Annotated in this window: 36 protein-coding genes; 19 read left to right on the top strand and 17 right to left on the bottom strand. The window is 57.2% G+C overall.

All coding sequences use genetic code 11. The features are described 5' to 3' along the window. Positions 1-25: 25 nt before the first annotated feature. The 5 genes from AB6T85_RS22355 to AB6T85_RS22375 form a co-directional block, all read right to left on the bottom strand. Positions 26-2113, bottom strand: a complete 2088-nt coding sequence (locus AB6T85_RS22355) for a conjugal transfer protein TrbC (protein WP_369896760.1) — start codon at positions 2111-2113, stop codon at positions 26-28. 12 nt (positions 2114-2125) lie between these two features. Next, positions 2126-3151 (bottom strand): DsbC family protein, encoded by a 1026-nt coding sequence (locus tag AB6T85_RS22360; protein ID WP_369896762.1) that lies wholly within the window; start codon positions 3149-3151, stop codon positions 2126-2128. After that, positions 3093-4394 carry a secretion/conjugation apparatus DotM-related subunit gene (locus tag AB6T85_RS22365; protein ID WP_369896763.1) on the bottom strand — a complete coding sequence of 434 codons (1302 nt, stop codon included), beginning with the start codon at positions 4392-4394 and terminating at the stop codon, positions 3093-3095. Before AB6T85_RS22365 ends, AB6T85_RS22360 begins: the two co-directional genes overlap by 59 nt. Next, positions 4394-4789, bottom strand: a complete 396-nt coding sequence (locus tag AB6T85_RS22370) for a lytic transglycosylase domain-containing protein (protein ID WP_369896765.1) — start codon at positions 4787-4789, stop codon at positions 4394-4396. Before AB6T85_RS22370 ends, AB6T85_RS22365 begins: the two co-directional genes overlap by 1 nt. Before the next feature lie 105 nt (positions 4790-4894). Beyond that, entirely contained in the window at positions 4895-5245 is a 351-nt protein-coding gene (locus AB6T85_RS22375; RefSeq protein WP_369896767.1) for a DUF1496 domain-containing protein, read from the bottom strand. Between the two features lie 112 nt (positions 5246-5357). Here AB6T85_RS22375 and AB6T85_RS22380 point away from each other — a divergent pair, with 112 nt between their 5' ends. From AB6T85_RS22380 to AB6T85_RS22405, 6 genes are all read left to right on the top strand, one after another. Further along, positions 5358-6011 (top strand): CPBP family intramembrane glutamic endopeptidase, encoded by a 654-nt coding sequence (locus AB6T85_RS22380; RefSeq protein ID WP_369896769.1) that lies wholly within the window; start codon positions 5358-5360, stop codon positions 6009-6011. Positions 6012-6101: 90 nt separating this feature from the next. After that, positions 6102-6359: an AbrB/MazE/SpoVT family DNA-binding domain-containing protein gene (locus AB6T85_RS22385; RefSeq protein ID WP_369896770.1), complete on the top strand. Its 258-nt coding sequence runs from the start codon at positions 6102-6104 to the stop codon at positions 6357-6359. Between the two features lies 1 nt (position 6360). Next, entirely contained in the window at positions 6361-6693 is a 333-nt protein-coding gene (locus AB6T85_RS22390; RefSeq protein ID WP_369896772.1) for a type II toxin-antitoxin system PemK/MazF family toxin, read from the top strand. 108 nt (positions 6694-6801) lie between these two features. Further along, positions 6802-7227 (top strand): LexA family protein, encoded by a 426-nt coding sequence (locus AB6T85_RS22395; RefSeq protein ID WP_369896774.1) that lies wholly within the window; start codon positions 6802-6804, stop codon positions 7225-7227. After that, complete coding sequence (umuC, locus tag AB6T85_RS22400) at positions 7224-8489, top strand: translesion error-prone DNA polymerase V subunit UmuC (RefSeq protein WP_369896776.1); 1266 nt, start codon at positions 7224-7226, stop codon at positions 8487-8489. The genes AB6T85_RS22395 and umuC overlap by 4 nt, the downstream gene beginning before the upstream one ends. Positions 8490-8520: 31 nt before the next feature. After that, positions 8521-8760, top strand: coding sequence for an Arc family DNA-binding protein (locus tag AB6T85_RS22405; RefSeq protein ID WP_369896778.1), 240 nt, complete (start codon positions 8521-8523; stop codon positions 8758-8760). A 48-nt stretch (positions 8761-8808) separates the two neighbouring features. Here the strand turns inward: AB6T85_RS22405 and AB6T85_RS22410 are convergent, their stop codons facing one another. Continuing rightward, complete coding sequence (locus AB6T85_RS22410; RefSeq protein ID WP_369896779.1) at positions 8809-9108, bottom strand: chromosome segregation protein ParM; 300 nt, start codon at positions 9106-9108, stop codon at positions 8809-8811. Positions 9109-9381: 273 nt separating this feature from the next. Here AB6T85_RS22410 and AB6T85_RS22415 point away from each other — a divergent pair, with 273 nt between their 5' ends. Together AB6T85_RS22415 and AB6T85_RS22420 are read left to right on the top strand one after the other, a co-directional pair. Beyond that, positions 9382-9564 (top strand): ribbon-helix-helix domain-containing protein, encoded by a 183-nt coding sequence (locus AB6T85_RS22415; RefSeq protein ID WP_369896781.1) that lies wholly within the window; start codon positions 9382-9384, stop codon positions 9562-9564. Positions 9565-9776: 212 nt separating this feature from the next. Then, on the top strand, positions 9777-9968 hold the full coding sequence (locus AB6T85_RS22420; RefSeq protein ID WP_369896783.1) for a hypothetical protein: 192 nt from the start codon (positions 9777-9779) through the stop codon (positions 9966-9968). A 53-nt stretch (positions 9969-10021) separates the two neighbouring features. Here the strand turns inward: AB6T85_RS22420 and AB6T85_RS22425 are convergent, their stop codons facing one another. The 5 genes from AB6T85_RS22425 to AB6T85_RS22445 are packed head-to-tail and all read right to left on the bottom strand — an operon-like array spanning position 10022 to position 12965. Next, a complete protein-coding gene (locus tag AB6T85_RS22425; RefSeq protein WP_369896784.1) occupies positions 10022-11038 on the bottom strand; it encodes a M41 family metallopeptidase in 1017 nt (338 codons plus the stop codon). Next, entirely contained in the window at positions 11035-11676 is a 642-nt protein-coding gene (locus AB6T85_RS22430) for a hypothetical protein (protein ID WP_369896786.1), read from the bottom strand. The genes AB6T85_RS22425 and AB6T85_RS22430 overlap by 4 nt, the downstream gene beginning before the upstream one ends. Positions 11677-11680: 4 nt before the next feature. After that, the gene (locus AB6T85_RS22435) at positions 11681-12079 is read right to left on the bottom strand and encodes a hypothetical protein (RefSeq protein WP_369896788.1); all 399 of its coding nucleotides are present in this window, start codon (positions 12077-12079) and stop codon (positions 11681-11683) included. A gap of 9 nt (positions 12080-12088) precedes the next feature. Next, complete coding sequence (locus AB6T85_RS22440) at positions 12089-12274, bottom strand: hypothetical protein (protein ID WP_369896790.1); 186 nt, start codon at positions 12272-12274, stop codon at positions 12089-12091. Continuing rightward, complete coding sequence (locus tag AB6T85_RS22445; RefSeq protein WP_369896792.1) at positions 12267-12965, bottom strand: type II toxin-antitoxin system RelB/DinJ family antitoxin; 699 nt, start codon at positions 12963-12965, stop codon at positions 12267-12269. Before AB6T85_RS22445 ends, AB6T85_RS22440 begins: the two co-directional genes overlap by 8 nt. Before the next feature lie 183 nt (positions 12966-13148). Here AB6T85_RS22445 and AB6T85_RS22450 point away from each other — a divergent pair, with 183 nt between their 5' ends. Next, positions 13149-13385 (top strand): hypothetical protein, encoded by a 237-nt coding sequence (locus tag AB6T85_RS22450; RefSeq protein ID WP_369896794.1) that lies wholly within the window; start codon positions 13149-13151, stop codon positions 13383-13385. A gap of 219 nt (positions 13386-13604) precedes the next feature. Here the strand turns inward: AB6T85_RS22450 and AB6T85_RS22455 are convergent, their stop codons facing one another. Further along, positions 13605-14033, bottom strand: coding sequence for a hypothetical protein (locus AB6T85_RS22455; RefSeq protein WP_369896795.1), 429 nt, complete (start codon positions 14031-14033; stop codon positions 13605-13607). A gap of 680 nt (positions 14034-14713) precedes the next feature. Here AB6T85_RS22455 and AB6T85_RS22460 point away from each other — a divergent pair. Next, complete coding sequence (locus tag AB6T85_RS22460; protein WP_369896797.1) at positions 14714-15457, top strand: DUF8608 domain-containing protein; 744 nt, start codon at positions 14714-14716, stop codon at positions 15455-15457. Positions 15458-15673: 216 nt separating this feature from the next. Here AB6T85_RS22460 and AB6T85_RS22465 read toward each other — a convergent pair whose 3' ends face one another. From AB6T85_RS22465 to AB6T85_RS22475, 3 genes are read right to left on the bottom strand one after another with little or no spacing between them, the layout of a single operon-like run. Beyond that, positions 15674-16093 (bottom strand): hypothetical protein, encoded by a 420-nt coding sequence (locus AB6T85_RS22465; RefSeq protein ID WP_369896798.1) that lies wholly within the window; start codon positions 16091-16093, stop codon positions 15674-15676. Positions 16094-16116: 23 nt separating this feature from the next. Then, positions 16117-16680, bottom strand: coding sequence for a hypothetical protein (locus tag AB6T85_RS22470; protein ID WP_369896799.1), 564 nt, complete (start codon positions 16678-16680; stop codon positions 16117-16119). Then, the gene (locus tag AB6T85_RS22475) at positions 16677-17345 is read right to left on the bottom strand and encodes a type II toxin-antitoxin system RelB/DinJ family antitoxin (protein WP_369896801.1); all 669 of its coding nucleotides are present in this window, start codon (positions 17343-17345) and stop codon (positions 16677-16679) included. The genes AB6T85_RS22470 and AB6T85_RS22475 overlap by 4 nt, the downstream gene beginning before the upstream one ends. A 167-nt stretch (positions 17346-17512) precedes the next feature. On the opposite strand from AB6T85_RS22475, the gene AB6T85_RS22480 reads away from it, so the two are divergent. The 3 genes from AB6T85_RS22480 to AB6T85_RS22490 are packed head-to-tail and all read left to right on the top strand — an operon-like array spanning position 17513 to position 18352. After that, complete coding sequence (locus AB6T85_RS22480) at positions 17513-17839, top strand: hypothetical protein (protein WP_369896803.1); 327 nt, start codon at positions 17513-17515, stop codon at positions 17837-17839. A gap of 10 nt (positions 17840-17849) precedes the next feature. Further along, complete coding sequence (locus AB6T85_RS22485) at positions 17850-18152, top strand: hypothetical protein (RefSeq protein WP_369896805.1); 303 nt, start codon at positions 17850-17852, stop codon at positions 18150-18152. A 29-nt stretch (positions 18153-18181) separates the two neighbouring features. Continuing rightward, positions 18182-18352 carry a hypothetical protein gene (locus tag AB6T85_RS22490; protein ID WP_369896807.1) on the top strand — a complete coding sequence of 57 codons (171 nt, stop codon included), beginning with the start codon at positions 18182-18184 and terminating at the stop codon, positions 18350-18352. 68 nt (positions 18353-18420) lie between these two features. Here the strand turns inward: AB6T85_RS22490 and AB6T85_RS22495 are convergent, their stop codons facing one another. Then, positions 18421-18669 (bottom strand): hypothetical protein, encoded by a 249-nt coding sequence (locus tag AB6T85_RS22495; RefSeq protein WP_369896808.1) that lies wholly within the window; start codon positions 18667-18669, stop codon positions 18421-18423. Between the two features lie 116 nt (positions 18670-18785). Beyond that, complete coding sequence (locus AB6T85_RS22500) at positions 18786-19121, bottom strand: hypothetical protein (protein WP_369896810.1); 336 nt, start codon at positions 19119-19121, stop codon at positions 18786-18788. Between the two features lie 489 nt (positions 19122-19610). On the opposite strand from AB6T85_RS22500, the gene AB6T85_RS22505 reads away from it, so the two are divergent. The 6 genes from AB6T85_RS22505 to AB6T85_RS22530 all read left to right on the top strand — a co-directional run bounded on the left by AB6T85_RS22505 (position 19611) and on the right by AB6T85_RS22530 (position 21753). Further along, positions 19611-19991, top strand: a complete 381-nt coding sequence (locus tag AB6T85_RS22505; RefSeq protein ID WP_369896812.1) for a hypothetical protein — start codon at positions 19611-19613, stop codon at positions 19989-19991. Continuing rightward, positions 19988-20584: a type II toxin-antitoxin system RelB/DinJ family antitoxin gene (locus AB6T85_RS22510; RefSeq protein WP_369896813.1), complete on the top strand. Its 597-nt coding sequence runs from the start codon at positions 19988-19990 to the stop codon at positions 20582-20584. Before AB6T85_RS22505 ends, AB6T85_RS22510 begins: the two co-directional genes overlap by 4 nt. Before the next feature lie 47 nt (positions 20585-20631). Further along, positions 20632-20949, top strand: coding sequence for a DUF7352 domain-containing protein (locus AB6T85_RS22515; protein ID WP_369896815.1), 318 nt, complete (start codon positions 20632-20634; stop codon positions 20947-20949). Next, on the top strand, positions 20946-21170 hold the full coding sequence (locus tag AB6T85_RS22520) for a hypothetical protein (protein WP_369896816.1): 225 nt from the start codon (positions 20946-20948) through the stop codon (positions 21168-21170). The genes AB6T85_RS22515 and AB6T85_RS22520 overlap by 4 nt, the downstream gene beginning before the upstream one ends. Before the next feature lie 39 nt (positions 21171-21209). Next, a complete protein-coding gene (locus AB6T85_RS22525) occupies positions 21210-21443 on the top strand; it encodes a hypothetical protein (protein WP_369896818.1) in 234 nt (77 codons plus the stop codon). 118 nt (positions 21444-21561) lie between these two features. Further along, positions 21562-21753, top strand: coding sequence for a hypothetical protein (locus AB6T85_RS22530; RefSeq protein ID WP_369896819.1), 192 nt, complete (start codon positions 21562-21564; stop codon positions 21751-21753). Positions 21754-21810: the final 57 nt, after the last annotated feature.

Raw genomic sequence — 21810 nt, forward strand, 5'->3', positions numbered from 1 at the left:
GCGTCAGGAGTCAGGCAGCTCAGGGTTACATCTCGATCATCGGGAAAAAGTCTTCCTGCTGATGGTAGAGCACGTCATCGGTGTCTTTGTCCTCAAGCCAGTCAGCAAACAGCTCAAACAGGCACACCGACATTATTTCCGGCTCGATGGCACCGTACTGCAGCTCGTAAAATACCTCGATCTGTTCCAGCAGGCTGTTGGCCGATTTGTCGTAACCAAACAGCTTAACCGGCGGGAACTGCATTTCATCCGGATTGCTTTCTGCCAGCTCGTCATCGCGACGTTCCGGATAGATGCTGAAGAGCGTTGCCGGCGAGGGAGGCAGAACCTCCACGAACCGGTTGATGCGCATGGGCAGCGCACTGGAGAACTTTTCATCATCGGGGATGTAAAACGCGGCGCTTCGTACCAGGGCGTCCTGAAACGAAATCACGCCCTGTCCTTCGGTCTGCTTGCGCAGCTCGCGGATGTTGACGCGATCCTTTTCGCGGATCTGGTATTTATCGCCTTCCCGGATGCTTTTAGAGAACGTGCCCTGCTCAGCTTCCTGCCCGGACAGCTCTGAGTAATAGTCCTGGCCCACGGCTTCGCGCAGGATTTCGAAGGTTTTGCGGTCCTCAATCGACTCAAAATACTTTACGCGCGTGTTGGCAATGAGTGAGTCCACTTCACCGTTCGCACCGCGTGCCAGTGAAGGATGGTCCTGCGAAGAATAAACCCCCATTTTCTCCAGTGAGCGTTTCTGTGCGGCCAGCGTATCCATACCGCTGGTAAAATACTGGCCCAGCTCGTCATAAATCATGCCATAAGGTGCCGTGTTCTTCAGCGCATGAGTCAGCATCACTTTCTCCTGTTTACCTTCAAGCTGGTAACCAAGGTCTTTACTGATCGTCATACGCTGCAGCGTCACGTACAGGCGGCCAAGCGTTGATGCTTCGCCGCGTGACAGTTCAAGTGACGGGATCATGACGATCAGGATGCGGTCGTTATGGAAAATATCGTCCATACGGATATCGCCGCTGTCTTCCGGGAAGACGTGGCCATAGGTTTCATTAAACAGCGACAGCGTTTTCAGGAACTGACGGCTCATGTAGTTATGCTGTTCAAAGGCACGGGCTTCCCAGGTATCCGGATATTCCGCATTAACCAGCTGGAAGCCTGGCAAGTTTTCCAGGTAGGTTTCCAGTGCCGCATAACCTTCACTGTGCCAGCCGTTCTTCTTCGCTTCAACGTACAGCGCCGCCATTGCCGGCAGCGACATGTTTTTCTGGATCGTGCGCTGCGATAACAGCAGCTCGCCGCGCGCGCGCTTGTAGCACAGCGCGTTGATCAGGGCGTTCATCATGGCTTTGGCCGTGTCCTGCCACTGTGCGGAATCACCGCCGACCTGCGGCAGCATGGACTCCATCAGCTGGATGATGAACGTGGGCGGCGCCACGCTGAAGAGGTTTACGGAGTTTGACTGCGCGGGCTGCGTTTCCTGCTTCACCAGGTTCACGAACCGATCGATGCTGCCGGTAAGCAGGTTCAGGACGTAGTAATCATCCTCGCGACCAAACCGGCGGGCGAGCGACCAGGTGGCGAACGCCAGCTTGTTATCGGCCTTACCGTCAGACAGGCAGTAGCCCCGGCACCACAGCAGAAAGTTAACGACAAAGCCGTAGAAGGTTTCTGTTTTACCCGAGCCCGTGGTACCAAAAAACATCATGTGGCGCAGGAGGTCGGTCATATTGAGCCACAGCTCGCGGCCGAAAAGCCGGCCACGTTCGTAGCCGACATAAAAAATCCCCTTCGCTTTGTTGCGGTTCCTGACCTTGTACGGCAGGCGTACCGGCCCCAGACGGAATTCTTCCTGCGATTCTGTCGTCAGGGTGTCATCAAACATCTCAGAGTCTTTAGGCATCCGCAGCGGCGGCCGGAATTTACGGTCTGAAAACGTCACCATGAGTGGTGGCAGGAACAGAATGCTCAGCAGCATGGTGAAGGGGATAAGCAGGCCCAGCACCGTCAGAATGGCCAGCAGGCCAAACTGAACGTTAGGAGTAAGAAACCAGTCCATAAATGAGCCGGCGCCGCGGACGACCTTTTTACTGTCTACAGATTCCTGTTGCATGACGTCTCCGGGTTATTCACCAAGCGCCTGCTGCAGCTGCGCGTCGTCTAATACCACGGCCACAGGCAGCACATCCCCTGTGTCGGCAACGATTGACGGCGTGCCGATGAAGCCGAACTTGTTATAGGCCATGTCGTTTGCTTCCGACAGGCGGGCGCCGGTTGTCTCGGGTACCGCTTTCGGATCGTCAAATTTCGGGTCCATCGTGGTCATGCCCATGCTGATAACATCCTGCCAGCGCTTAACCCTGTCTTTTTTAGCCGTATCGAGGACCATCGAGGTACGCACAACGGAGCGTAACCCGCCAAACGCCGACACCGGGAAGATTTCCACGTTATAGCGTTTGCTCAGCTCCTGCAGGCGGGGCTCCAGGTCGCGGCAGTGCGGGCACATGGGGTCCGAGAACACGTAAAGCGTGTGTTTGTGTCCGGCGGAAAGGGAGACGGTAAAGCGGCCATCCGTGACGGCATCCTTCAGCGCAAGAATGTCGTTGCCGGCCAGATTTTTAGGGGCTTCAGGCTGTTTCTGAGCCTGTGGCTGCGGGGATGCGGGAGCCTGCTGCGGGGCTGCCTGCTGGCCGGGAACCGGGATATACATGTCTGCCGGCAGCTGAGCGGTTCTGTTCATGTTCATGAGCGCGCCATTCACGGACACGATGAACGCCAGTGCGGTAACCGGCCAGAAAACAAAGGTGGCCAGACGGCGTGCGCTGTTCAGACCTCGCTGCAGACGGAGCTTTTTACGAATGCCGGTAAGAGCTTCAATGGCCTGGTATTCATTCTCAAAGCGGAACAGCTGTGCTGCTTCGCCGTTAAGTCCGCGGTGCGTCAGCGTGTGGCCACTGGAAAGATCCTGCTCAAGGCCAAAGTGGCAGGCTGACAGGGGAAAAGTGTGCAGCGCATGTTCCTGGTAGCTTCCGTCAGAAGAGAGATACAGCGTATTCCGGTCGGTTTTTACGGTCAGTTTCATGGTTCCTCGCTTAAAGTTCCAGGTGATCGATTCGGGGGGCAGATGACGGTCTGGCCGGCTCTGATTCATCGTCGGTCAGGCGCGGGCGGTCGGGCTCAGCAGCGTGCGCTGGCGGCACGCCGGTGGGCCCGTCAGTGTCTTCTTCAGATTCAAAAGCAAACGGGGGAATAACATCTTCCGGGAGTTCAGCCGCGGGGATCGCCGGTTCGCGGCGGTCAACAAGGCGGAAATGTATGAGGTCCAGCTCAAGGCCGAGCACGGCCGCACGCACGGTAGCCGGGAACAGCGCAGCACGGTCCTCTGAAAGTGTCCGGCGATACGTCTCGCACTGGCTCCAGGCAATGACGCCGGCGCCCTCTATGAAGTATTTGCCGCGGCCAACGCTGGAAAGCGCGTACCACAGCGTGCGATCAACGCCCTTGAGCCAGCGAAAGTGCGCGGAGGGCAGCTGCAGGTCATCGTCAAACAGGGCGTGAAGCAGCGTGCGTGAGCTGCGGCGTCCGGCGGCAAAGGTGCGGAAATCCTCGCACGCGCTCGCTGTGCTCCAGAACTTATCCGCCAGGCTGTAATCCGGGAAGCCGTCTTTGGTGCGCAGGCATGAGCGGTTAAGGTCGTCCAGTATGGCTTTGGCCGTCGGTCGGTCACCCATAAAGCGCAGGTGAACGAATGAGGCGGCCAGCGCCTTTTCCCACGGCGCCAGTGACAGCGCGGCACCGTCCGGCACAAGATTCACCTGAGCCAGAAACACTTTGTGAGCGGCTTTTTTGCGCAGTCTGCGGTGTGCTGTATCAATCAGGTCGTGCTGCTCCGCGAATTCCATCGGCGAACGCGCACTGCGTGCCTCTTCCGGATCTTCGTTCAGCAGCAGCTGATCGAAATGACCAAACCGGGCAAGGATGTGTGCGATGCCGGGATAGTTCTTCACCATGACCCAGGGCAGATTACGGATGGTCAGTTTGCGGGTGAGGCGGTAGTACGGGTTGCGCGAGATAAGCCAGACAAACAGGCCAATTATCAAAATGAACAGGGGGAAAAGGACGCTGGCCGTCTCATTTACCACGCCGATAAAATCCCACAGTGATACCTGATGATTGTAGTGTGCGGCAGACTGGAGCATTGCGCGCCGTTCGCCGGCATTACCGGGCGTGATGACATCGGGCAGGACGGTGTAGAGCCAGTAAAGCAGGTAGCAAACGCCGTACACCACATAATCGCGGAAGCCCAGCCACAGGACCGTGAGCATGATAAGCACGCCGCCGGCGATCATCAGGCCGTCATCCCCGCCCCCTTTGTTTTGCTGCTGATTTTGCATCAGAACCTCAGTGAATTTTGATAGACCTGGCCGATATACCAGGCTTTGCGCGCTGGCGTATTCGAGTGATAACGGCCGACACCCTGCCAGAAATCGCCACGTTCGAGAATGATGTTGTACTTGAGGATGTAGGCGCTGGCGTAGGCCGACGCGCAGAAGTCATTTTGCAGCTGTTCGGCTTTAACGCCGAAATCAGCAAGCAGTTTGTCGGCCCAGATGGTATTGACCTGAAAAGCGCCATAGTCATAGGTGCCATTTTTGTTTTTATTTTTCATTCCGGGTTTACCGCCTTCCGTGAGCCATAAGGCAAGGAATCCGCGGAGTGGAATGTGATAGAGGTCAGCTGCTTCTATCATACAGGTAGGCAGCGGGATTGAGGGCGGGACGTCAACCATAGCAATCTCCTAATGATTTAATTTTCGCGTAAAAAATATACCATCAAAAGGAGATTTTTTTAAATTAATTCGTTTGATAAAGTCAGCGGCTTTTCGTTGTAAATATCATTTGCTTTCAGACGATAGAATTTTACCGTCATTCAGATCTTTCCAGGCGGGATAGTCGCCGTCACGGCCGCAGCGGATTGTGGAGGTGCCAACCACCAGAAGCGCACCGCCGCTGTAGTATTTGTTTTCATACACACAGGCGGTTTTTTTCTGGGCTTCAGTCAGGGTAACGGCTGAAGACGGATTTTGCGCAATCAGCGTCTGCAGAAGCTGATTCGTCTGTACCTGCTGAGCATATTGCAGTCTCAGAAGACTATCGGATGCAGGGGCCACTGTGGTTTCAGCTAAAGCGCTGCTGCTGACGGCTGAAACAGCGATAACAAAAGCCAGTTTTCTGCTTAACTTCATTTCTCATTCTCCTGTTAAAATGACCGGTATTAGATTCAATAATCATTTAAATTAACAGGGTATAAAGTCTCAAAGTCAAGTCTAAACAGTTTTCATTCAGACAGAGGTAACAATGCACTATCCACATAAAAACTTATTTTGCTACATGATCGCCTGGCTCTCTCCCTTCGCGATCATTTACGGCGCACTGTTTGTTATGGGGCAGGCGGTCATGCTGTACGGTGCAGGACAGCACTCTATGTTTGTCAGCCACGGTGCCGTTCTGATTTATCTCCTGTGCGTGTTTTTCCTTTACCGTCGCTGGGTGGCTCCGCTGCCGGTTAAGGGGCAGCTGCGCAACGTGGGTGCACCGTGGCTCGTTATCGCGATGGCCGCTGTCTATATCGCGGAATATCTCTGGGGCAAAGCCGCCGGACAGCCCGCGGAAGCGTTCGTGTCGGACTTTTACACCGGGAAAACCGCCGCCGGCGTTCTGAGCACCACGCTGACGATTTTTATCCTGGCGCCGCTGAATGAGGAAACCCTGTTTCGCGGCATCATGCTGAACATGTTCCTGTCGAAGTACCGCTGGACCGGGTGGCTGGGTGCCGTGCTGATCTCCCTGCTGTTTGCTGCGGTGCATACGCAGTATCAGAACGTCAGTACGCTCGCAGAGATGTTTCTGGTCGGATTCATCACGTCTGCGGCACGTATACGCAGCGGCGGACTGCTGCTGCCGGTGCTGCTGCATATGGAGGCAACAGCGCTGGGTCTGCTGCTGGGCTGATGTTATATATTTATATAATATTAAGGCATCCGGCATAGCTTTCCCCCCTGTACGATGTTATATTTATATATAACTTTTAAGGAGGTAACCATGCACACCACTCGTCTGAAAAAAGTTGGCGGATCTGTCATGCTGACGGTGCCGCCGGCACTGCTTAACGCGCTGTCGCTGGGCTCTGATAATGAAGTCGGCCTGATCATCGATAACGGGCGCCTGATAGTCGAGCCGCACAGGCGCCCGCAGTATTCGCTGGCTGAACTGCTTGCGCAGTGTGATGCCACAGCAGCACTCAGCGACGAGGATCATGCCTGGCTGAACGCGCCGGCTGCCGGCAGGGAGGAAATCTGACATGGAAAGAGGGGAAATCTGGCTCGTTTCGCTCGACCCGACCGCCGGGCATGAGCAGCAGGGCACCCGCCCGGTGCTGATCGTCACGCCGGGTGCGTTCAACCGCGTAACCCGCCTGCCGGTTGTGGTTCCCGTGACCAGCGGCGGCAGATTTGCGCGCACCGCAGGCTTTGCGGTTCCGCTTGAAGGGGCCGGCACGCGCACAACCGGTGTGATCCGCTGTGACCAGCCCCGCACCATCGACATGAGCGCCCGCGGCGGAAAGCGTCTTGAAAGTGTGCCGGCCGCCATCATGGATGACGTGCTGGCGCGCCTTGCCGTAATTCTTACCTGAATCAACCAGCTAGCGCTATTGCCGGCATAACCTTCTGCGCCGGCATTGCCAGCAGCCGAATCTCAGTCATATACTGTTTAAAAATACAGTATATAAAGGTTGACAATTATGGCGCTGGAGCGGATCACTCCCCTGCCTTCTGACGAAGGTATTTTGCTGCCGATATTTGCCGAGCCCGTTGCGGCCGGCTTTCCCAGCCCTGCAGCAGGCTACGAAGAAAATGAGCTTAATCTCCATGATTACTGCGTGCGCCGGCCTTCTGCGACCTTCTTCCTGCGGGTCACGGGGGATTCAATGCGCGATGCACGAATCCATGACGGCGACGTGCTTGTTGTCGATCGTGCTGAAGAGCCCTGTCACGGCAGCATCGTGATCGCGAGTATCGACAATGAGTTCACGGTCAAGCAGCTGCAGCTGCGCCCCTACCCCTGCCTGATGCCCCTGAACCCCGCCTTTTCACCCATCCGTTTTGATCCGGATTCGCTGCAGATCTGGGGCGTGGTGACGTTCACTGTAATGAGCCACGCCCCATGATGGCCCTGATTGACGTGAATTCCATGTACTGCAGCTGCGAGGAAGCCTTCAGGCCCGATCTGCGCGGGCGGCCCGTTGTCGTCCTCAGCAACAACGACGGGGCGCTCGTCGCCATTAACCGGGCGGCGAAAGCGCTGGGCCTGAAGCGGGGCGAACCTTATTTCCGCTGCCGGCCACTGCTGGAAAAGAACAACGTGGCCGTTTTCAGCTCCAATTACACCCTCTATGCCTCCTTTTCTGCGCGTTTTGCGGCCGTGGTGGAAAGTCTGGCGCCCCGGACCTTCGTTTACTCGATTGACGAACTGTTTGCCGATGCGTCGCACATGAGCCAGGTCATGTCGCCGGAAGCGTTCGGGCGCCAGCTGCGTACCGAGGTGCAGCGTCAGACCACCCTGACGTGCGGCGTTGGGGTATCCCTCAATAAAACGCTGGCCAAGCTCTGCAATCATGCCGCCAAGACCTGGCCTGCGACCCGTGGCGTCGTCGCCCTGAGCGATCCGGACAGGCTGAAAAAGCTCATGAGCCTGGTGGGGGCCGGTGACGTGTGGGGCGTCGGACACCGGACCGAAAAGGGGCTGGCCGGGATGGGGATCACGACGGCACTGGGGCTGGCGCAGATGGATATCCGTCTGGCGCGCCGCCTGTACGGCGTAACGCTTGAGCGCACCATCCGCGAACTGCGTGGTGAAGTCTGTTTTGCCCTTGAGGAAGGTGCCGGGGCCAAACAGCAGCTGGTTGTGTCACGTTCATTCGGCGGGCGCGTCACGCAGCTGGAAGAGATGCAGCAGGCCGTCACCCGCTATGCCACGCGGGCCGGTGAAAAGCTCCGCCAGGAGAAGCGCTGGGCGCGCGTGGTGTCCGTGTTTATCCGCAGCAGTGCTTATGAGACGCAGGGGGTGCCCTACGGCAACCAGGCAACAGAGGTGCTGACGCTGCCCACTCAGGATACGCGCGACCTTATTCAGGCGGCTCAGACCGGGCTGGCGCGGATCTGGCGTGACGGCGTGCGTTACGCTAAAGCGGGCGTGATGCTGGCTGATCTGCAGGACCGCGAAACGCAGCTGGACCTCTTCACTCCGCCGTCGCTCCGTCGCGGCAGTGAAAGCCTGATGGCGACGCTGGATAAAATTAACCGTGACGGGCGATCGCGCGTGTTCTTTGCCGGCGAGGGGATCGATCCGGCATACGCCATGCGCCGTGACCTTCTCTCCCCCGCCTATACCACGCGATGGAAGGATATTCCGGCGGCTTTTCTGCGATAATGCAGGCAGATAACCGGAGGAAAACCCCACTATGAGTGAACGTCGCTACCGTCATCCGCAGGTCAATCTGCGACTGCCTGAAGAGCTGAAGGAAAAGCTGTACGCCCTGGCCGGACGCCACCACAGGTCAGCCAATACTGAAATGGTGGCAGCGATCACTGCATGGATTGAACGGCACGAAGAGGAACTGCCGGACGTGCCGCCGGCAACAACAGAAGAACGGCTTATGGCCCTTGAAGAGCGTGTTGCAATGCTTGAGGAAAAAGACTGAGTGATCCGGACGGCCCTGCAGCCGTCACCGCCCTGACGCCGTTCCGGCTCAGGACGGTTGAGCCTCTTCCAGGCGCGCGTTGTAGATGTCTGCCGCCAGTGCCAGCCCCTTCGGCGTCAGATCAAAGCCCAGATTCAGCGACTGCTGATAACGATAGCGCTTCAGCAGCCCGTGGCCTGCCAGCGTATGACAGGAGCGGCGGAAGTTCGTGTCGGCAACCGGCTGCAGTCTGGCCTGATTGAGGATGGTCAGCAGCTGCATCGCCGGCAGCGGATTACTCATCTGGCCACGCTGCGTGAGCCCGTAAAGGACAAACAGCACGTCTTTTTGTACGGAAGACAGGCGCATACCCGGTCATCTCCTGTTGAAAGTAAATGATGTGTCACATCATTAAGGGTGATTTGTTCAGAGTGTAGGTCAGCTGAGGTGTCACAGCAACACGCTGACCTGCCGCGGGGGAAAAGAAAAAGCCGCTCTTGATGGCGGCTGGGGTTTTCTCTGGTGTTGGTCGTTCGCGGTTGCTATGTACTATATAGCACTACATAGTGCCTATGTGCAACCACTTTAATCTATGCGCCAGCTATCTACACTGTCCGTCTGATAATTTATGGACGGAAACCAATGGCTGAGCCCTTTTTGAAAAACCGGAAGCGATTTACTTCATCCCTTGAAAACAAACTTGTGCCCCTGTTTGACGAGCTTGCCCGCACAAGCCGCATTCCGAAAAGCCGCCTGCTCGATGAGGCCATTGCGGACCTGCTCACCAAGCACGGCGTGGCTGTGCCGCCAGACGACGGCCGCTGATTTTCGCCGGCATCCGGTCCCGCCGCCTGTTTCCCCTGTACGGTTTATTGCCATTTCAGACCCTGGAAGCGCGCGCGCGGGCGGCAAGGCGTTCGCTGCCGTGTCCTCGCGGTGCTGCGGGCCGCACCAGCCGCTCACTTCCTCCCTGCCTCCCTCGCTTGCCCGCCTCCTGTTCGTGCCTGAGCAACAGATACCCGTACAGGAGAACGAACATGGCCATCCGTAAATACGTCACTGAAAATGAATACCGCGCCTACCTTCGCCAGTTCAGCCGCGTCCGCAATGCAGAGAGCCTGCACCGCGATGACACGGACTTTCATACCTGGGGCGAAGTGGACGGTAAGGAAGTGCTGATTGGCTGGGCAGACTATTACTGGAAGTTCTGGTACATCTTTCTGCACTGAGAAGGACGGCTGCGCCGCCCTTTCAGTGAAATGAGACAGGGAAAAGAGATTGCTCAGGCCTGCGTGTTCACGTTCTGCGGTCGCGGTATATCGTCGGGCAGCTGCACACCGGCAAAGAACGGATGGAGATCGGCACCGGTCAGCGTGCTGCCGGCAAGCAGCGCCTCCGTCAGGCGGGTATGCACCTCACGGTTATGCTCAAAAAATGCCTCAAGCAGGGCATTCTGTGCGGCCCTGAGCGCAGAGAGGTGGCGCTGATTAACCTCAATTTCAAGCTGAGATGCCGGGTCCGTGTAGAAAATACCGCTCTGCGGATAGCAGCTCAGATACGGCGTGGCCACGGAGAGCCAGCGCTGGTTGTCATTGATCGCGCCCAGCGACATCTCGCCCGTGTAGCAGCGCTCACCTGCGCTGCCCGCCAGTGACATGAGCATGTCCCACTCGGCAAACGTCTTATCCGTCAGCAGGTGGCGCTGCTGGCCATCGTTGACGTAACCCAGCGAATTACTGCCGTCAGAACCGGCTTTTACCACCACCCTGAGAGCGTCCGGATACGGCGACCAGGCTGCATAAAGCAGCGCGTGCCCGGCCTCATGAGCGGCAATAAAGCGCCTGTCACGTCCGGTTGCCACACGCGCCTGAAGGGTAACGGGGATGCCCTGTCGGACGTCATAAAAGCGCTGAGCGTCAGGCTGGCTGCTTGCCATCTGGCAGCTCAGTTTTACGATCTGGCAAAATGCCACCGCGCCGATAAACAGCGCCAGATAGCCCGGCTCACGTACCATATCGTCACCGAAGTTACCCACCACGGCGAGAACCGAAACCAGCGCAACGGCGCCGTACAGCATGACGCGCGGATTCGGTCCGGTGCGGGAATAGTCTTTGTACATCTGATACAGGATGATTACAGCCCCGATGACCACGATGAAGTTGAACATCAGCTGCGCCTGCGCCGTGGCCGGCTCCTTTAAATGCTTCAGGGCTACCCAGGCGATCAATACAAGCCCCATGCCTTCAATGCAGGTGAGCAGCAGTGTTACCAGGCTGGCAGGTTGCGAAAATTTTTTCACGATTTCGGGCTCCTTTCTGTGCGCTGTGCGCTGTCAGTAAGCGTATCCAGTACGGTCGTCAGGTGCCGGCTGCGGCCGCTGTGATAGTCAGGCCAGGGCACGAAGGGGCGTGATGAATCAGACATCAGCGCAATACCTTTCGGGCAGCGCCAGTCTGCCGGCTCGCCCTTTGAGTAGTGGATCAGCATGGCCGGCTGCGGGCAGTCCACGTCGTTCCCGTTTCCCTCTGCCAGCACGAACGTGGCCATCACGCCGGCATCCTGCCGCGAGACAAACTGCAGGCTGTCGGCAAAGATGAACGTCAGCAGTGCGCCGGCCACGACAAGCCCCGAGTACCAGAACCGGTGCGATGCTCGCCAGGCGCGTCGGGCATACAGCACGGTCAGAATAGCGGCGGCCGCCAGACCTGCCCACTGTGCGTATGATGAGACGCGGGATAGCTGATCAAGGGTCATGGCACGGTCAAGGGTATAGAAACCTGCGAGGAACGGTGATCCCAGCGCCAGCGGCAGCATGGCCAGCGCAACAACCTCCAGGCGATTACCGGTAAAACGGCCCTCGCCAATCTCGGTCACGGTACGGAACATCAGGCGAAACGACATTCCCATAAATAAAATGCAGAGCAGCATGTAAAGCATGCGGTCAGTCCTTTTTTTCCTGAACGGTCAGCGGCGGATATATTTTACGGAACTGCTCCGGGGTAAGCCTCTCCGGGTGCGCCTCAGCTTCAGCGGCTTCGGCCTCGCGCTGGTATGCGCTTCCGGAATAGAGAAAGGCGAAGGCTGCCACGCCGACAGCAATGCCCCCCGCGAAGCCGGTGAGCCACCGTTTCATCATCGTGTGTCCCGAACGCCCGTCGCAGAGGCATTCTGCCCCGCCCAGCCCGTATCCGGTCGTCAGCACAATCCAGGTGGGCGGAAAGGCAATCAGGTGGTGGTAGTCCAGGGTCAGCGCAACGACGCCGGCGACAAGCACAATGAGCAGGTAAACCATAATGGTCAGCTGCACCGAACGCGGTCCGGTTTTTATCTTTCTGGCCATGCCTGCCTCTCAGTATCCCAGCCAGCGCAGTACGGCCTGCGCCTGATAAATATCGCAGTCGCCCACGTCAGCGTAGAATTCCGCCACGTCTTCCGGTGCATCCTGCTGATGGCGCCGGAGCTCTTCCAGGGCGCGCCGGCGGGAAATGGCCGTATTTTCGGCTGACTCATAGTAGTCACGGCAGGTTTCATCCATTGGTGTGATCCTCTTTTTTACCGGTGGGGCGGACCTGCGCCAGTACGGCCTGCGCCTGTTCGTCGCTGAAGCCAAACTCTGCTTTCAGCTCGCTGATCAGCGAATGGGGCGGCAGGGCCCAGTTGGTGTCGCCGCTGACGCTGAACGTCAGATCGTGACCGTGTAAGTTCTGCAGAAGGGCGACAATCTGTGCCTGCAGGGATTCCGCCGGCGACCTGCCGTCATGATCGCTGATGAGTCCGACAAAGCGCTGCGGTTCGCTGCAGCCGATGCCCTGTCCGCTCATAAAGGCCAGAAAGCGGTAGGCGAACTGCACGCCATCCTCCGCCAGGAAGGCGCGGCGCCTGCCGCCATCAGCAAACTGTATGGTGACGTTTGTGTTGTTCAGCAGGGTCCGGATCTCGCCGGGCTGATAAACCGATTCGAGTTGCGAGATATCTGACATAGCGAACACAACCGGTTCTTCTGTGGTAATGATCCGCTGCTGTACCGGTAAACGGCCATGTTCAACGATGAACCGGTACAGGCTGGTGACGGCATCGGTGGCAGAGATGTTCTGGCTGGCCAGAATGGCTTCGGCCCGCTTTTTAAGCTCTTCAGCGATGCGGATATTAAGCATGACTTTGCGCAGCGGGAGAGTTTTACCGGGGCCGGATTCGCCGGCAATATCGGCCGTTTTTTTATCAGGCATACAGGTTCCGTGTCTGGGAAGGTGTTGCTGAATTAATTACATCTTGTAAAGCTGAATGTAAAGCTATAGTTTAAATTGCATCCAACAACAGCTGACCGGACAGATCCAGCGTGACCGCCGGCGCGCGACATGTCAGCGTGAGTACGGCAGCCACTTCCGTAGATAAATCAACAGGGTAACGAAATGACTGAAATCATCGCGGCCTGGCAGGCGCTGATAACCGCCTGGCAGCACGCTGACGGCCTGAGCGGAATGTTAATCTGGCTTTTTTCCTCTGCAGGTATCCGGGCGCTGTGGCTTTGCATCATGAGCCTGATGATGGCCGTGGTAATGGCCGCAGCCTGTCTGTCAGGCCTGACGGAGCTGGCCGCCGATGTCAGCGCGTGGCGGCGTAGCCGTCAGCTGAGAAAGATGCGCTGAAGACCGCGGAGACAATCTTATTAAAAGTTGCACTGATCCCCGCCGTTAAATAACAGCGCAATGCTCAGAAATATATGAACCCGTTAAAATCAGCCGAAATCTAAATTATCATTATTTTCATGATGAAACCCCGTGTTTATTCTTTTGCTGACTGCCGGGCTTTGACCCCGGCAGTCAGGCTGTGTTATTATTTACACAGTAAATGAGCGACCACTCTTATTACTGTTTCCTTTTACCCGCAGACCTGCGCTTTCTTTTTCCTGCTGCCCAGACCACGAATCTGCGCAGGTAGAAAAGGAGCAGCGCCCCGGTGATATAGGCCACATAGCCCGCTGCAGCCGAGAACACAACCGGCGGAAGCCACGGCACCAATACCATCAGTCCCGGAAGGTAGAGCTGAATAAATCCATACACCGCGATATAAATCGGGGTATGCCACACCTTATTGAATGACGCTTCAATGATCGTGTTTCTGATTTCTTTCAGCTCTCGCCTGAACCAGCCTTTATTTTCCGGCTCAGCCGCTTCCGGCGGTTCTTCTTTATCACGATTACGGCGGTCCGGAATACGCTCTAAAGTGTAAATGGTGGTGCTGGTATCGCCGTTTCTGGTCTTGCGGTTGACCCTCTTTTTCATCAGTTTTAGCATTATAAATCTCACTCTTATTATTTTGGTTCTGGGTTCTGATAAACGTTTCTGGCGTTTTCATAGCCATTTCTCCAAATGATGGTTAAAAAAATACATATCCAGTTTTTACTGCTTTACTGCCTGTCGGTTATCGTCGTCGCATAGTTCACCCCCGTATCCTTAAATATCGTTTACTGCGTTAAGACAAAAAAATACCCGGAGTGTCTGACACACGCCGGGCATAAACTGGTTCCGAACCGGATCACCGTTATCTGCGTTACGCTGTGCTCATTTCATATCTTCCGGACCCTGATTACCAGTTTTCACCGCTGAACCCATCAGCGATTTATGCAGTTACTTTAACAGCTTACGGCGTGAAAGTCAAGTTTTTTTGTAAATGTTCTTCCTTTTTCGTTTTCAGTGTGGTAATGGGGTTTCAGCCCGCATGGTATAAGGCTTTGCGTTTTTCACGACTTTTAACGAGACAATATAAAGACAGAAATGCCTGAATATATTTTTACAGGTCGCACGATTTTTAATAAAAATATTTTTCCCCCGGTAATCTTTTGAAATTTTAATAAGCTGTTTTCGCTTGTCTGATTATATTCAGAGGCTGAGGGCGGGTCAGCGAAATCACGTAGCCTGAAATCGTGGCGCGCGTGTACACTTCTCTCACCACTCCCCTGCTGCGATGAAACCAGATGCCCGGTCCCTTCCCCTATGAAAGTTTTACCTCCGACAGGCTGCCCGCGTGGCGCTGCCCGGCCTGCCTCAACGCATCGCTGGTTCTGGTGCCAGGTTCTTTTACCACGCGGGACACGGCTGACTCCCTGCGCCACCGCGGCGAGGACTGGTACACCGAAGAGGACGACCGGGAAGTGTTCTGCTGCATGCTGGAGTGCAGCCGGGCTGACTGCCGTGAATCGGTGTCAGTAGCCGGAACGGGGCGTGGCATGATTGATTTCGATGAACAGATGCGCAAGACCGGCTGGTATACGCTCTATCGCGCCATCACCTTTGTCCCGCCCCTGCCGCTGTTTCGCCTGCCTGACGCCTGTCCGGAGGACGTGAAAAATCAGCTGGAGACAATCGCCGCGCTGATACCGGTCAGCCTCAATGCGGCCGTAAACGCGCTGCGGGTGACGCTGGAGCTGCTGCTTGACGAGCTCAGCGTGGCCCGCCTGACCGACGGCGAGCGACCAAAAATCATTCCGCTGGCCACACGCATCCGGGACAGTGAAGCGACTCTGGGCGAACACTTTGCGGCGTTTGATGCCCTGAAAGACCTGGGCAATCATGGCAGCCATACCAACGGGCGAATCCGGCGTTCCCACGTCGAGGGGGCCTGCCTGATCCTTGACGAACTTATTCAGCAGCTGTTTGCGCTGCGGCCCGATCACGCAAAAATGGTGGCCACGCTGAAGGCGACATACGGTAAAAAATAAACGGACAGGGTAAAAAGGACGCGGACGCAAAAAAGCCCGCCTTTGCGGGGCGGGCTGTTCTGCCGGAGCAGTCGGCTGATTCGCGGTCAGCCTCGTGCAGCGGGGTGAAATTCTCTTTTGGCCCATTCAGTATAGCGCACGACAGCGTGCAAATGGAACACAGCCGCCCTGGCTTTTCTCAGAAGCCGGACAGTCATGTATGAGGGCCTGCAGCTGTTACAGCCTTCCGCGGGCAATCCGTAAGAACCGGCGACCCAGAATGAACAGCACCGCCAGCGTCAGCAGCTGCGCAGCGGTAAACAGGGTCAGCCACACAGCAGGCCAGGGTCTTGAAAAGCTGACCAGCGTGTCTAAAAAGGCATTAAACTGAACGGTTCCAAACAGTCCTGCCGCACAGTGCATGGCCGGCAGCATACGGGGATCGCGCAGGAAGGGGCGTGCCGCCCTGACAAGCCGCCAGTACAGAAGTACCGGGATGAAGACGTTAAACAACAGGCCGCTAACCGCCTGCTGCCACGGTAAGGCACCGGATGCCGCCACATGAAGATCTGCGCACTGGCATAAAAAGTACAGGGTAAGCGAGATGAAGAAGATGGCTTGGGGCGATCGTAATACATCACGGATGGTTATTTTCATGGGTGCTCCTTGTATGCAATGAATCAGATAAAACCGGGCAGGCCGCGACAGGCATCATCCCAGAACGAACCCCGGTCAGGCCTGCTCACTGTTTCCGCCAGCTGTTCAGGCGACATGCCCCAGCGCGCGGCCAGCAGTCCGGGTGGCCAGCTTTTCTTTTCCGTCAGGGCCCGGAATGCCTCTGCGGGAAGCGGTGGTGCGTCCTCACTGATATGGGGCACGCCGCGAAACGCATCGTCCCATACTAAAGGCCGGCCGCTGTTTCTGAAAATGTGGCCCACCGTCTGCTCCGTCATGTTCCACCGGGCAGCCAGTGTCCGGGTCATCCAGCCGCCTTTTTCCTTTTTAAGTGTGCGAAGCTCCTGCGCTGAAATGGCCGCAACGCCGCAGCGCAGGTCCGGCAGCCCGCGGCAGGCGTCATCCCACTGCGCGCCCCGTCTGGTGTCGTTTATCAGCTTACTCATCCAGGTGTCGGAAATCTGCCAGCGTGCGGCCACCGCTTTGATCATCCAGCCCTTATCCTTTACCAGCGTGCGGAACGCCTGCACGGAGAGCCGTTCTGCACCGGCTGGCCATTCGTCACTCATTCCGGCCTCCGCGCGGGCTGGATCTGGTTCAGTACCACGGCGGCTTCATCGGCCGTAAAACCGAAATCCGTCATCAGTTCGCGCGGCAGCGATTCTGCCAGGCGCGGCAGCTCTGCCAGGGTTTCGTTGTGGAAGACAAACTTTGCATGCGACATGCCTCTCTGCGTCATGACCCGCATAACGGTCCGGCGGATGCCCTCAACCGATTTGTACTGACAGACCTCAGCCGTAAAGCGCGAAGAGTCACTGCAGCTGATCCCCCGCGCCGCCAGAAAGGCCACAAAGCGGCGGGCGAAGCCTGTCGCGTCGCTATCCGCCTGGCTGTCTTTATGACCGGCTGATGAGGCTGAAGCTGTTGCAGCAAAGTGGGCGCCATGCGGCACACGAAGAACGTTGTCTTCCGGGTCTTCACTGTTCAGATTCCTGAGACTGAACGACGTAATCTCACCCTGCCGGAAAAAGGGGTCATCGGTCGTCACCACCCTGGTTGCCAGCGGCATGCGGCCATGCTCAGCGATATAGCGGTAAAGCTGCTCCACCGCGTCAGTGGCGGTCATACCCATTGCCTCCATGCGCAGCTCCGCGCGCTTTTTCAGCTGCTCGTCGAGGCGTACAGTGAGCTGGGCGCTTTTGGCGCGCTTTTTCCGGTCAAACAGTCCGCTCATGGCGTCATCCTTATGTACAGTTAAATGTATGTATTTATTGTACAGCCATTTATACCGCACTATAATGAATCGTGCCACTTTTAGCGGCCTGGATCAGGGTCTGAGAAGGTGAGACGATAACCGAACAATAGCAGGCAGGTTCTGCGTTTACAGGCCGGAGGGCTGCAATGGAATCGGAAAAATATTTTCAGGGTTATTCATCCGGGCTGGGTGACTTTCTGTTTCCCGGCGAGGACTTTTACGACTGCGAAGCCCGTCATTTCGTGTCGGAGCTGCTTGCCGGTGAAGGGGATACCAGTACGCCGCAGGCGTTTCTGAACCTGCTGGACACCTTTACGCCGGAGATGGTGCAGCACAAGATCGATAACCCGGACTGGAGCACGGCGCAGACGGTCAGCCGCTGGGAAAACATGACAAAGAAACGGATACGCCAGCGGACAGAACAGCGGTTCGCGGCCGAGCTGGCGGCGGCGCACACTGCCGGCCAGAAATAAGGAAAACACTATGGACAGATCAGACAGGGAAAACGGTGATCCGATGCGCGGTGAGGTGTATGCCGTGAACAGGCAGACGGTAGCGGCCGTATGCGGGCTGTGGGGCTTCGGCATTTTCGGGGCGCTCATGCTGTTTCAGGCCGCCTTCAGGCTGGTTATCTGCCTGTGGGGTTACACCCTGAACGGACTCGATCCGGTGCAGGCCGGCGTGGCGTTTGCGTTTGCGACGCTCTGCTTCATCGCGGCCGCGCTGTGCTACCGGGGCTTTGACCGCTGCCGGAACACGCTGCAGCGCCATAAGCTGCCGCAATGACTTTCAGCTGAAACAGCGGAATAAAGACGATGAAAACAGAAGTGGAAAAACTGATCGATAACTGCAGCCAGGCGTTTGTGGCGTGGATGCAGCAGAGCGACATGATCGACGTGACGGCCGTCATTGTTTACGCTGTCTTCTCTGTCGGCGGCCTTTACATGATAGGGCATGCCCTGACGCCGGCGCGGTCGTCTGATTAAGTGCCCCCCGCCGCCTGCCCGGCCCGTCAGCCGGGGATGTAAAGGCTGACGGGAAGCCCGGCGTCAGACTAGTCCTCAGCCTGGCCGGCCCGGACGGTGTAATTATTAACGTCGATGTAAATCACCGGTTCGCCGCCGCCGCTGTAGTCGTAATGGGGCGGGTATTCATCGCTGACGATGAAGGAAATCAGCGTGCCGGGCTCCAGTCCCTTTTTATACGTCCCGGTTCTGATCGTCACCTCATCGCCCACGGAAGGCACGCGGTCCGAAGAGGATTCTGCAAGGGTTGTTCCGCTGAACACAAATCGTATGGTCATGGTTATCTCCGTTCCGGTACGGGTTAAAGAGCTGCACCTCCGTAGTGTAGCAGTACGCTGCGCGGGCGCAGCCTGACGGCCTTCTTCCGGCGGCGTCAGGCGCGTCACGCCGCGGGTCAGGCCGTTCTCAGCGCGGCCGCCATCGCCTGCAGACGGGCGCGATCGGCGTCCTCGCGCGGGTCCTGCGTGCCGGCGATGCCCTGTTCCCACCATTCACACATCATGCCGGCAACCGCCATCACCGCAGGCCGGATGCGCTCACCGTCGCTGTGCAGGCGGGCAGCCAGCTTCTCCAGAACGGCCGCTGCCTGGGCGGTCTGGGCGGCATAGTCACCCGGCCGGGCGCTGGCCGGCGTAAAGCCGGACTCTGAGGTGCATCGCCGCACCGCGTGGCTGACTGTCATGGCGTCTCCTTTTATATCGCTGTATGGCAATGCAATGCGTACAGCCATTTATACCGCACCAGGCTGATCCGTGCCATGTTTTCCGCCATTGCGGTTTTCCGGCAGAAGACGCAGTGCCGCACTTATCCCCATTTTCTGTGGATAACGCTACATTTTGTGTCTCTGTCAGCTGCCTGTGGCACAACATGTAGTCTCCGCACCCGGACCGCCCCCGACTTCCTCTCCCGGTTAATTTTGCCTTTCGCGTGTATTTCGTTTTTTCCGCAATCCGGGCGCAGGCAAAAACGTATTTAATTTCTGTACTGCGATGTTGCAGTACGTGAAGCCGGGGTGTAAGGTGGAGGTATACTGCAATGTTGCAGTACACAACAGTGGAGCGGCAGGATGGATAAAATGACACTCGGCTGGATTATCTTCGGGATGTGTTCAGCGCTTAGCGCCTATGGTGCATTTCAGATGCTGGCGCTGCTGCTTTCCGGCAAACCTGTTTAACCGTCAGCGCATCCCGATCGGCTGACCCTTATAAGGAATACCAGCATGACTTTTAACAAAACCCTGCTGACGCTGCTTTTTGTCTCCGCGCTGCCGGCAGCAGCGGCAGATGGCAGTAATGGCCAGGTTCTGCCCCTTGATGGCGTTACCCGGCTGGCTGACGTCGCGCCCCGGCTGCCAGATGCGATAGCCTGGTGCGACTCGAATCTCAGAACCCTTAAAGCCGACGCGAGGCTGAGCGTTCAGCAGCGTTACGATCTGCAGGACTGTCTTTATGCGCGCTATGTTTCGGGGCAGCGTAAAAAGAATGAAGGCGTTATGGTGCGTTCCTTCTGGGAAGACGTAACCCGGCTGAATGATGTCGCCACCGACGGCCAGCTTGTTGCCGCATGGAAGTATCCGCGCACAGTTAAGGGGCCGCAGTGAAGACCATTAATGTACGCATTGAAGACCAGCTTAAGGCCGAGGCTGAAGAAGTGCTGGCCCGGCACGGCGTCAGCCCGACCGAGGCCGTCAACCACCTTTATCTGTATCTGGCCCAGCACGGCCAGCTGCCGTTCCGGGTGTCAAAGCGCGCTGAAGCACCCGCTGACGTTTTCCGGGACACGCTGATCCGTATACGTCTGGCCATCGATGCGCTGCAGAGTCTTGCGGCCCTGCCTGATGGTGCCCCCGAACGTGACTATCTGGCCACTCAGTGCCGGCTGCGCTGCGAGCAGCTGCGGCAGGACATTGCCGGTTCGGCCGCGTTTATGGCTCTGGCGGCCTGCCGCGATCCGCTGCCACGCGATCCGGATGAAGATACCGGACTTTACTGGCAGTGGATGCAGGATCATCTGGCGCAGGCAGAGGACGTGCTGGAAGACGCAGCCGGAAACATGTCAGCGTTACTGAGTGCCATGACCGGGCAGATCAACGCTGTGTACTGGCAGCTGGCAACCTTTATTGACCTCTATGGCCCGGTTGATACCGGTCCCTTCAGACCTTCACGGCAGACGGATAACAGCAGCAAGGCCTGACTGCCAGGCAGGCCCGCAGCGCGGCCGCTTAATACGACGGAGTGATCATGAATACTATCTGGAAATACGTACTGGACGCGGAACTGAGGCAGACAATCAGTATGCCCGACGGCGCAGAGATCCTGTCTGCCGGTGCAGTCGGACGCGATATCTGTCTGTGGGTGCGCGTTGATAACGCGGCACCGGAAACCCCGCGCCGCTTTCTGGTCGCGGGTACAGGCGACCAGCTGCCACCGGAGAACAGCCTCACCTTTATCGGCACGGTGCAGATGCCGTTCATTGCCGGCAAAAACGTGGTGCACCTGAATTCGCATCCGCTGGTTTTTCACGTCTTTGAGATCACCGGCGCGCGGAGGGGCCTATGAGACTCTATGCCTGGCTCTGGTCGGTTGCCCTCCTGGGTGCTTACGTTGCGGCTGACTGGCTGTACCGGACGTTTCTGCCGGACTTGTACAACCCGCTGGCGGCGGCGGCGGGCGTTGTCCTGCTGTGTGTGGTGATCGTCGTCAGGTGGGTCAGGGGTGATTTTCATAAGGCGTGGCTGGAAAGGCAGGCGCGCAGCGCAAACAGGAACAGCCGGCGATGATGGCGGCCGGCGGGTTCATCATGCAAAGGGGGGCGGAACGTGAATACAAATTTTTCTGAGCGGCTGCAGAGCCTGATACCCATCGATGACGGCACCTGGTTTGTGGCGGGTGCGTTATTGCTGGGTATTGTATGGTGTTCCTGGGCCATCATAAGGCAGGTGGAAAGAGAGGAAAAGGAACGTCAGGCGGCCAGCTGGCGTGAACGTGAGGTCAGGGCGCTGGAAACACTTGCCCGGCAGGCAGAGAAAGATGAACAGGGGAAAAGGTCATGAAACCCCGGCCTGAGCTGATTACAGTGAACGACGGCAAACTTAACGCGCAGCGGCCGGAACGCTGCCTGCAGACAGACCGGTTCAGAACGCTGAACCTGACTCACCCGGAGGTGTTTACATGAGTGCGATGGATAAGATGAACAACTTAATGAACGGCATTGATTTAGTTGCGGTAGGACAGTTCGGCGCGGCCATCATTCTTGGCGGCGTGATAGGTCTTTTTATCAGTTACCTTATGAAGTTCAGGCTTCCTGCTACGGCACTGTCGATGCTGGCAGTGATCGGCTTTTTTATTTTCCCTATCTGGTAGCCGTGACACAGTTATCAGTGACCGTATGGCTGATGCCGGCACGCGGCAGGTCAGGCG

The organism is Erwinia aeris (assembly GCF_041224955.1).
GTDB classification, from domain to species: Bacteria; Pseudomonadota; Gammaproteobacteria; order Enterobacterales; family Enterobacteriaceae; genus Erwinia; species Erwinia aeris.

Coding starts and splice junctions, on each gene's coding strand:
- AB6T85_RS22485 (WP_369896805.1), top strand. CDS start 17,850: ATGGACAGATCAGACAGGGAAAACGGTGATCCGATGCGCGGTGAGGTG.
- AB6T85_RS22495 (WP_369896808.1), bottom strand. CDS start 18,669: ATGACCATACGATTTGTGTTCAGCGGAACAACCCTTGCAGAATCCTCT.
- AB6T85_RS22420 (WP_369896783.1), top strand. CDS start 9,777: ATGGCCATCCGTAAATACGTCACTGAAAATGAATACCGCGCCTACCTT.
- AB6T85_RS22355 (WP_369896760.1), bottom strand. CDS start 2,113: ATGCAACAGGAATCTGTAGACAGTAAAAAGGTCGTCCGCGGCGCCGGC.
- AB6T85_RS22365 (WP_369896763.1), bottom strand. CDS start 4,394: ATGCAAAATCAGCAGCAAAACAAAGGGGGCGGGGATGACGGCCTGATG.
- AB6T85_RS22455 (WP_369896795.1), bottom strand. CDS start 14,033: ATGCTAAAACTGATGAAAAAGAGGGTCAACCGCAAGACCAGAAACGGC.
- AB6T85_RS22410 (WP_369896779.1), bottom strand. CDS start 9,108: ATGCGCCTGTCTTCCGTACAAAAAGACGTGCTGTTTGTCCTTTACGGG.
- AB6T85_RS22480 (WP_369896803.1), top strand. CDS start 17,513: ATGGAATCGGAAAAATATTTTCAGGGTTATTCATCCGGGCTGGGTGAC.
- AB6T85_RS22390 (WP_369896772.1), top strand. CDS start 6,361: ATGGAAAGAGGGGAAATCTGGCTCGTTTCGCTCGACCCGACCGCCGGG.
- AB6T85_RS22490 (WP_369896807.1), top strand. CDS start 18,182: ATGAAAACAGAAGTGGAAAAACTGATCGATAACTGCAGCCAGGCGTTT.
- AB6T85_RS22465 (WP_369896798.1), bottom strand. CDS start 16,093: ATGAAAATAACCATCCGTGATGTATTACGATCGCCCCAAGCCATCTTC.
- AB6T85_RS22435 (WP_369896788.1), bottom strand. CDS start 12,079: ATGGCCAGAAAGATAAAAACCGGACCGCGTTCGGTGCAGCTGACCATT.
- AB6T85_RS22530 (WP_369896819.1), top strand. CDS start 21,562: ATGAGTGCGATGGATAAGATGAACAACTTAATGAACGGCATTGATTTA.
- AB6T85_RS22380 (WP_369896769.1), top strand. CDS start 5,358: ATGCACTATCCACATAAAAACTTATTTTGCTACATGATCGCCTGGCTC.
- AB6T85_RS22415 (WP_369896781.1), top strand. CDS start 9,382: ATGGCTGAGCCCTTTTTGAAAAACCGGAAGCGATTTACTTCATCCCTT.
- AB6T85_RS22520 (WP_369896816.1), top strand. CDS start 20,946: ATGAGACTCTATGCCTGGCTCTGGTCGGTTGCCCTCCTGGGTGCTTAC.
- AB6T85_RS22360 (WP_369896762.1), bottom strand. CDS start 3,151: ATGAATCAGAGCCGGCCAGACCGTCATCTGCCCCCCGAATCGATCACC.
- AB6T85_RS22395 (WP_369896774.1), top strand. CDS start 6,802: ATGGCGCTGGAGCGGATCACTCCCCTGCCTTCTGACGAAGGTATTTTG.
- AB6T85_RS22370 (WP_369896765.1), bottom strand. CDS start 4,789: ATGGTTGACGTCCCGCCCTCAATCCCGCTGCCTACCTGTATGATAGAA.
- AB6T85_RS22475 (WP_369896801.1), bottom strand. CDS start 17,345: ATGAGCGGACTGTTTGACCGGAAAAAGCGCGCCAAAAGCGCCCAGCTC.
- AB6T85_RS22450 (WP_369896794.1), top strand. CDS start 13,149: ATGACTGAAATCATCGCGGCCTGGCAGGCGCTGATAACCGCCTGGCAG.
- AB6T85_RS22385 (WP_369896770.1), top strand. CDS start 6,102: ATGCACACCACTCGTCTGAAAAAAGTTGGCGGATCTGTCATGCTGACG.
- AB6T85_RS22500 (WP_369896810.1), bottom strand. CDS start 19,121: ATGGCTGTACGCATTGCATTGCCATACAGCGATATAAAAGGAGACGCC.
- AB6T85_RS22505 (WP_369896812.1), top strand. CDS start 19,611: ATGACTTTTAACAAAACCCTGCTGACGCTGCTTTTTGTCTCCGCGCTG.
- AB6T85_RS22470 (WP_369896799.1), bottom strand. CDS start 16,680: ATGAGTGACGAATGGCCAGCCGGTGCAGAACGGCTCTCCGTGCAGGCG.
- AB6T85_RS22445 (WP_369896792.1), bottom strand. CDS start 12,965: ATGCCTGATAAAAAAACGGCCGATATTGCCGGCGAATCCGGCCCCGGT.
- AB6T85_RS22515 (WP_369896815.1), top strand. CDS start 20,632: ATGAATACTATCTGGAAATACGTACTGGACGCGGAACTGAGGCAGACA.
- AB6T85_RS22405 (WP_369896778.1), top strand. CDS start 8,521: ATGAGTGAACGTCGCTACCGTCATCCGCAGGTCAATCTGCGACTGCCT.
- AB6T85_RS22375 (WP_369896767.1), bottom strand. CDS start 5,245: ATGAAGTTAAGCAGAAAACTGGCTTTTGTTATCGCTGTTTCAGCCGTC.
- umuC (WP_369896776.1), top strand. CDS start 7,224: ATGATGGCCCTGATTGACGTGAATTCCATGTACTGCAGCTGCGAGGAA.
- AB6T85_RS22440 (WP_369896790.1), bottom strand. CDS start 12,274: ATGGATGAAACCTGCCGTGACTACTATGAGTCAGCCGAAAATACGGCC.
- AB6T85_RS22430 (WP_369896786.1), bottom strand. CDS start 11,676: ATGCTTTACATGCTGCTCTGCATTTTATTTATGGGAATGTCGTTTCGC.
- AB6T85_RS22460 (WP_369896797.1), top strand. CDS start 14,714: ATGCCCGGTCCCTTCCCCTATGAAAGTTTTACCTCCGACAGGCTGCCC.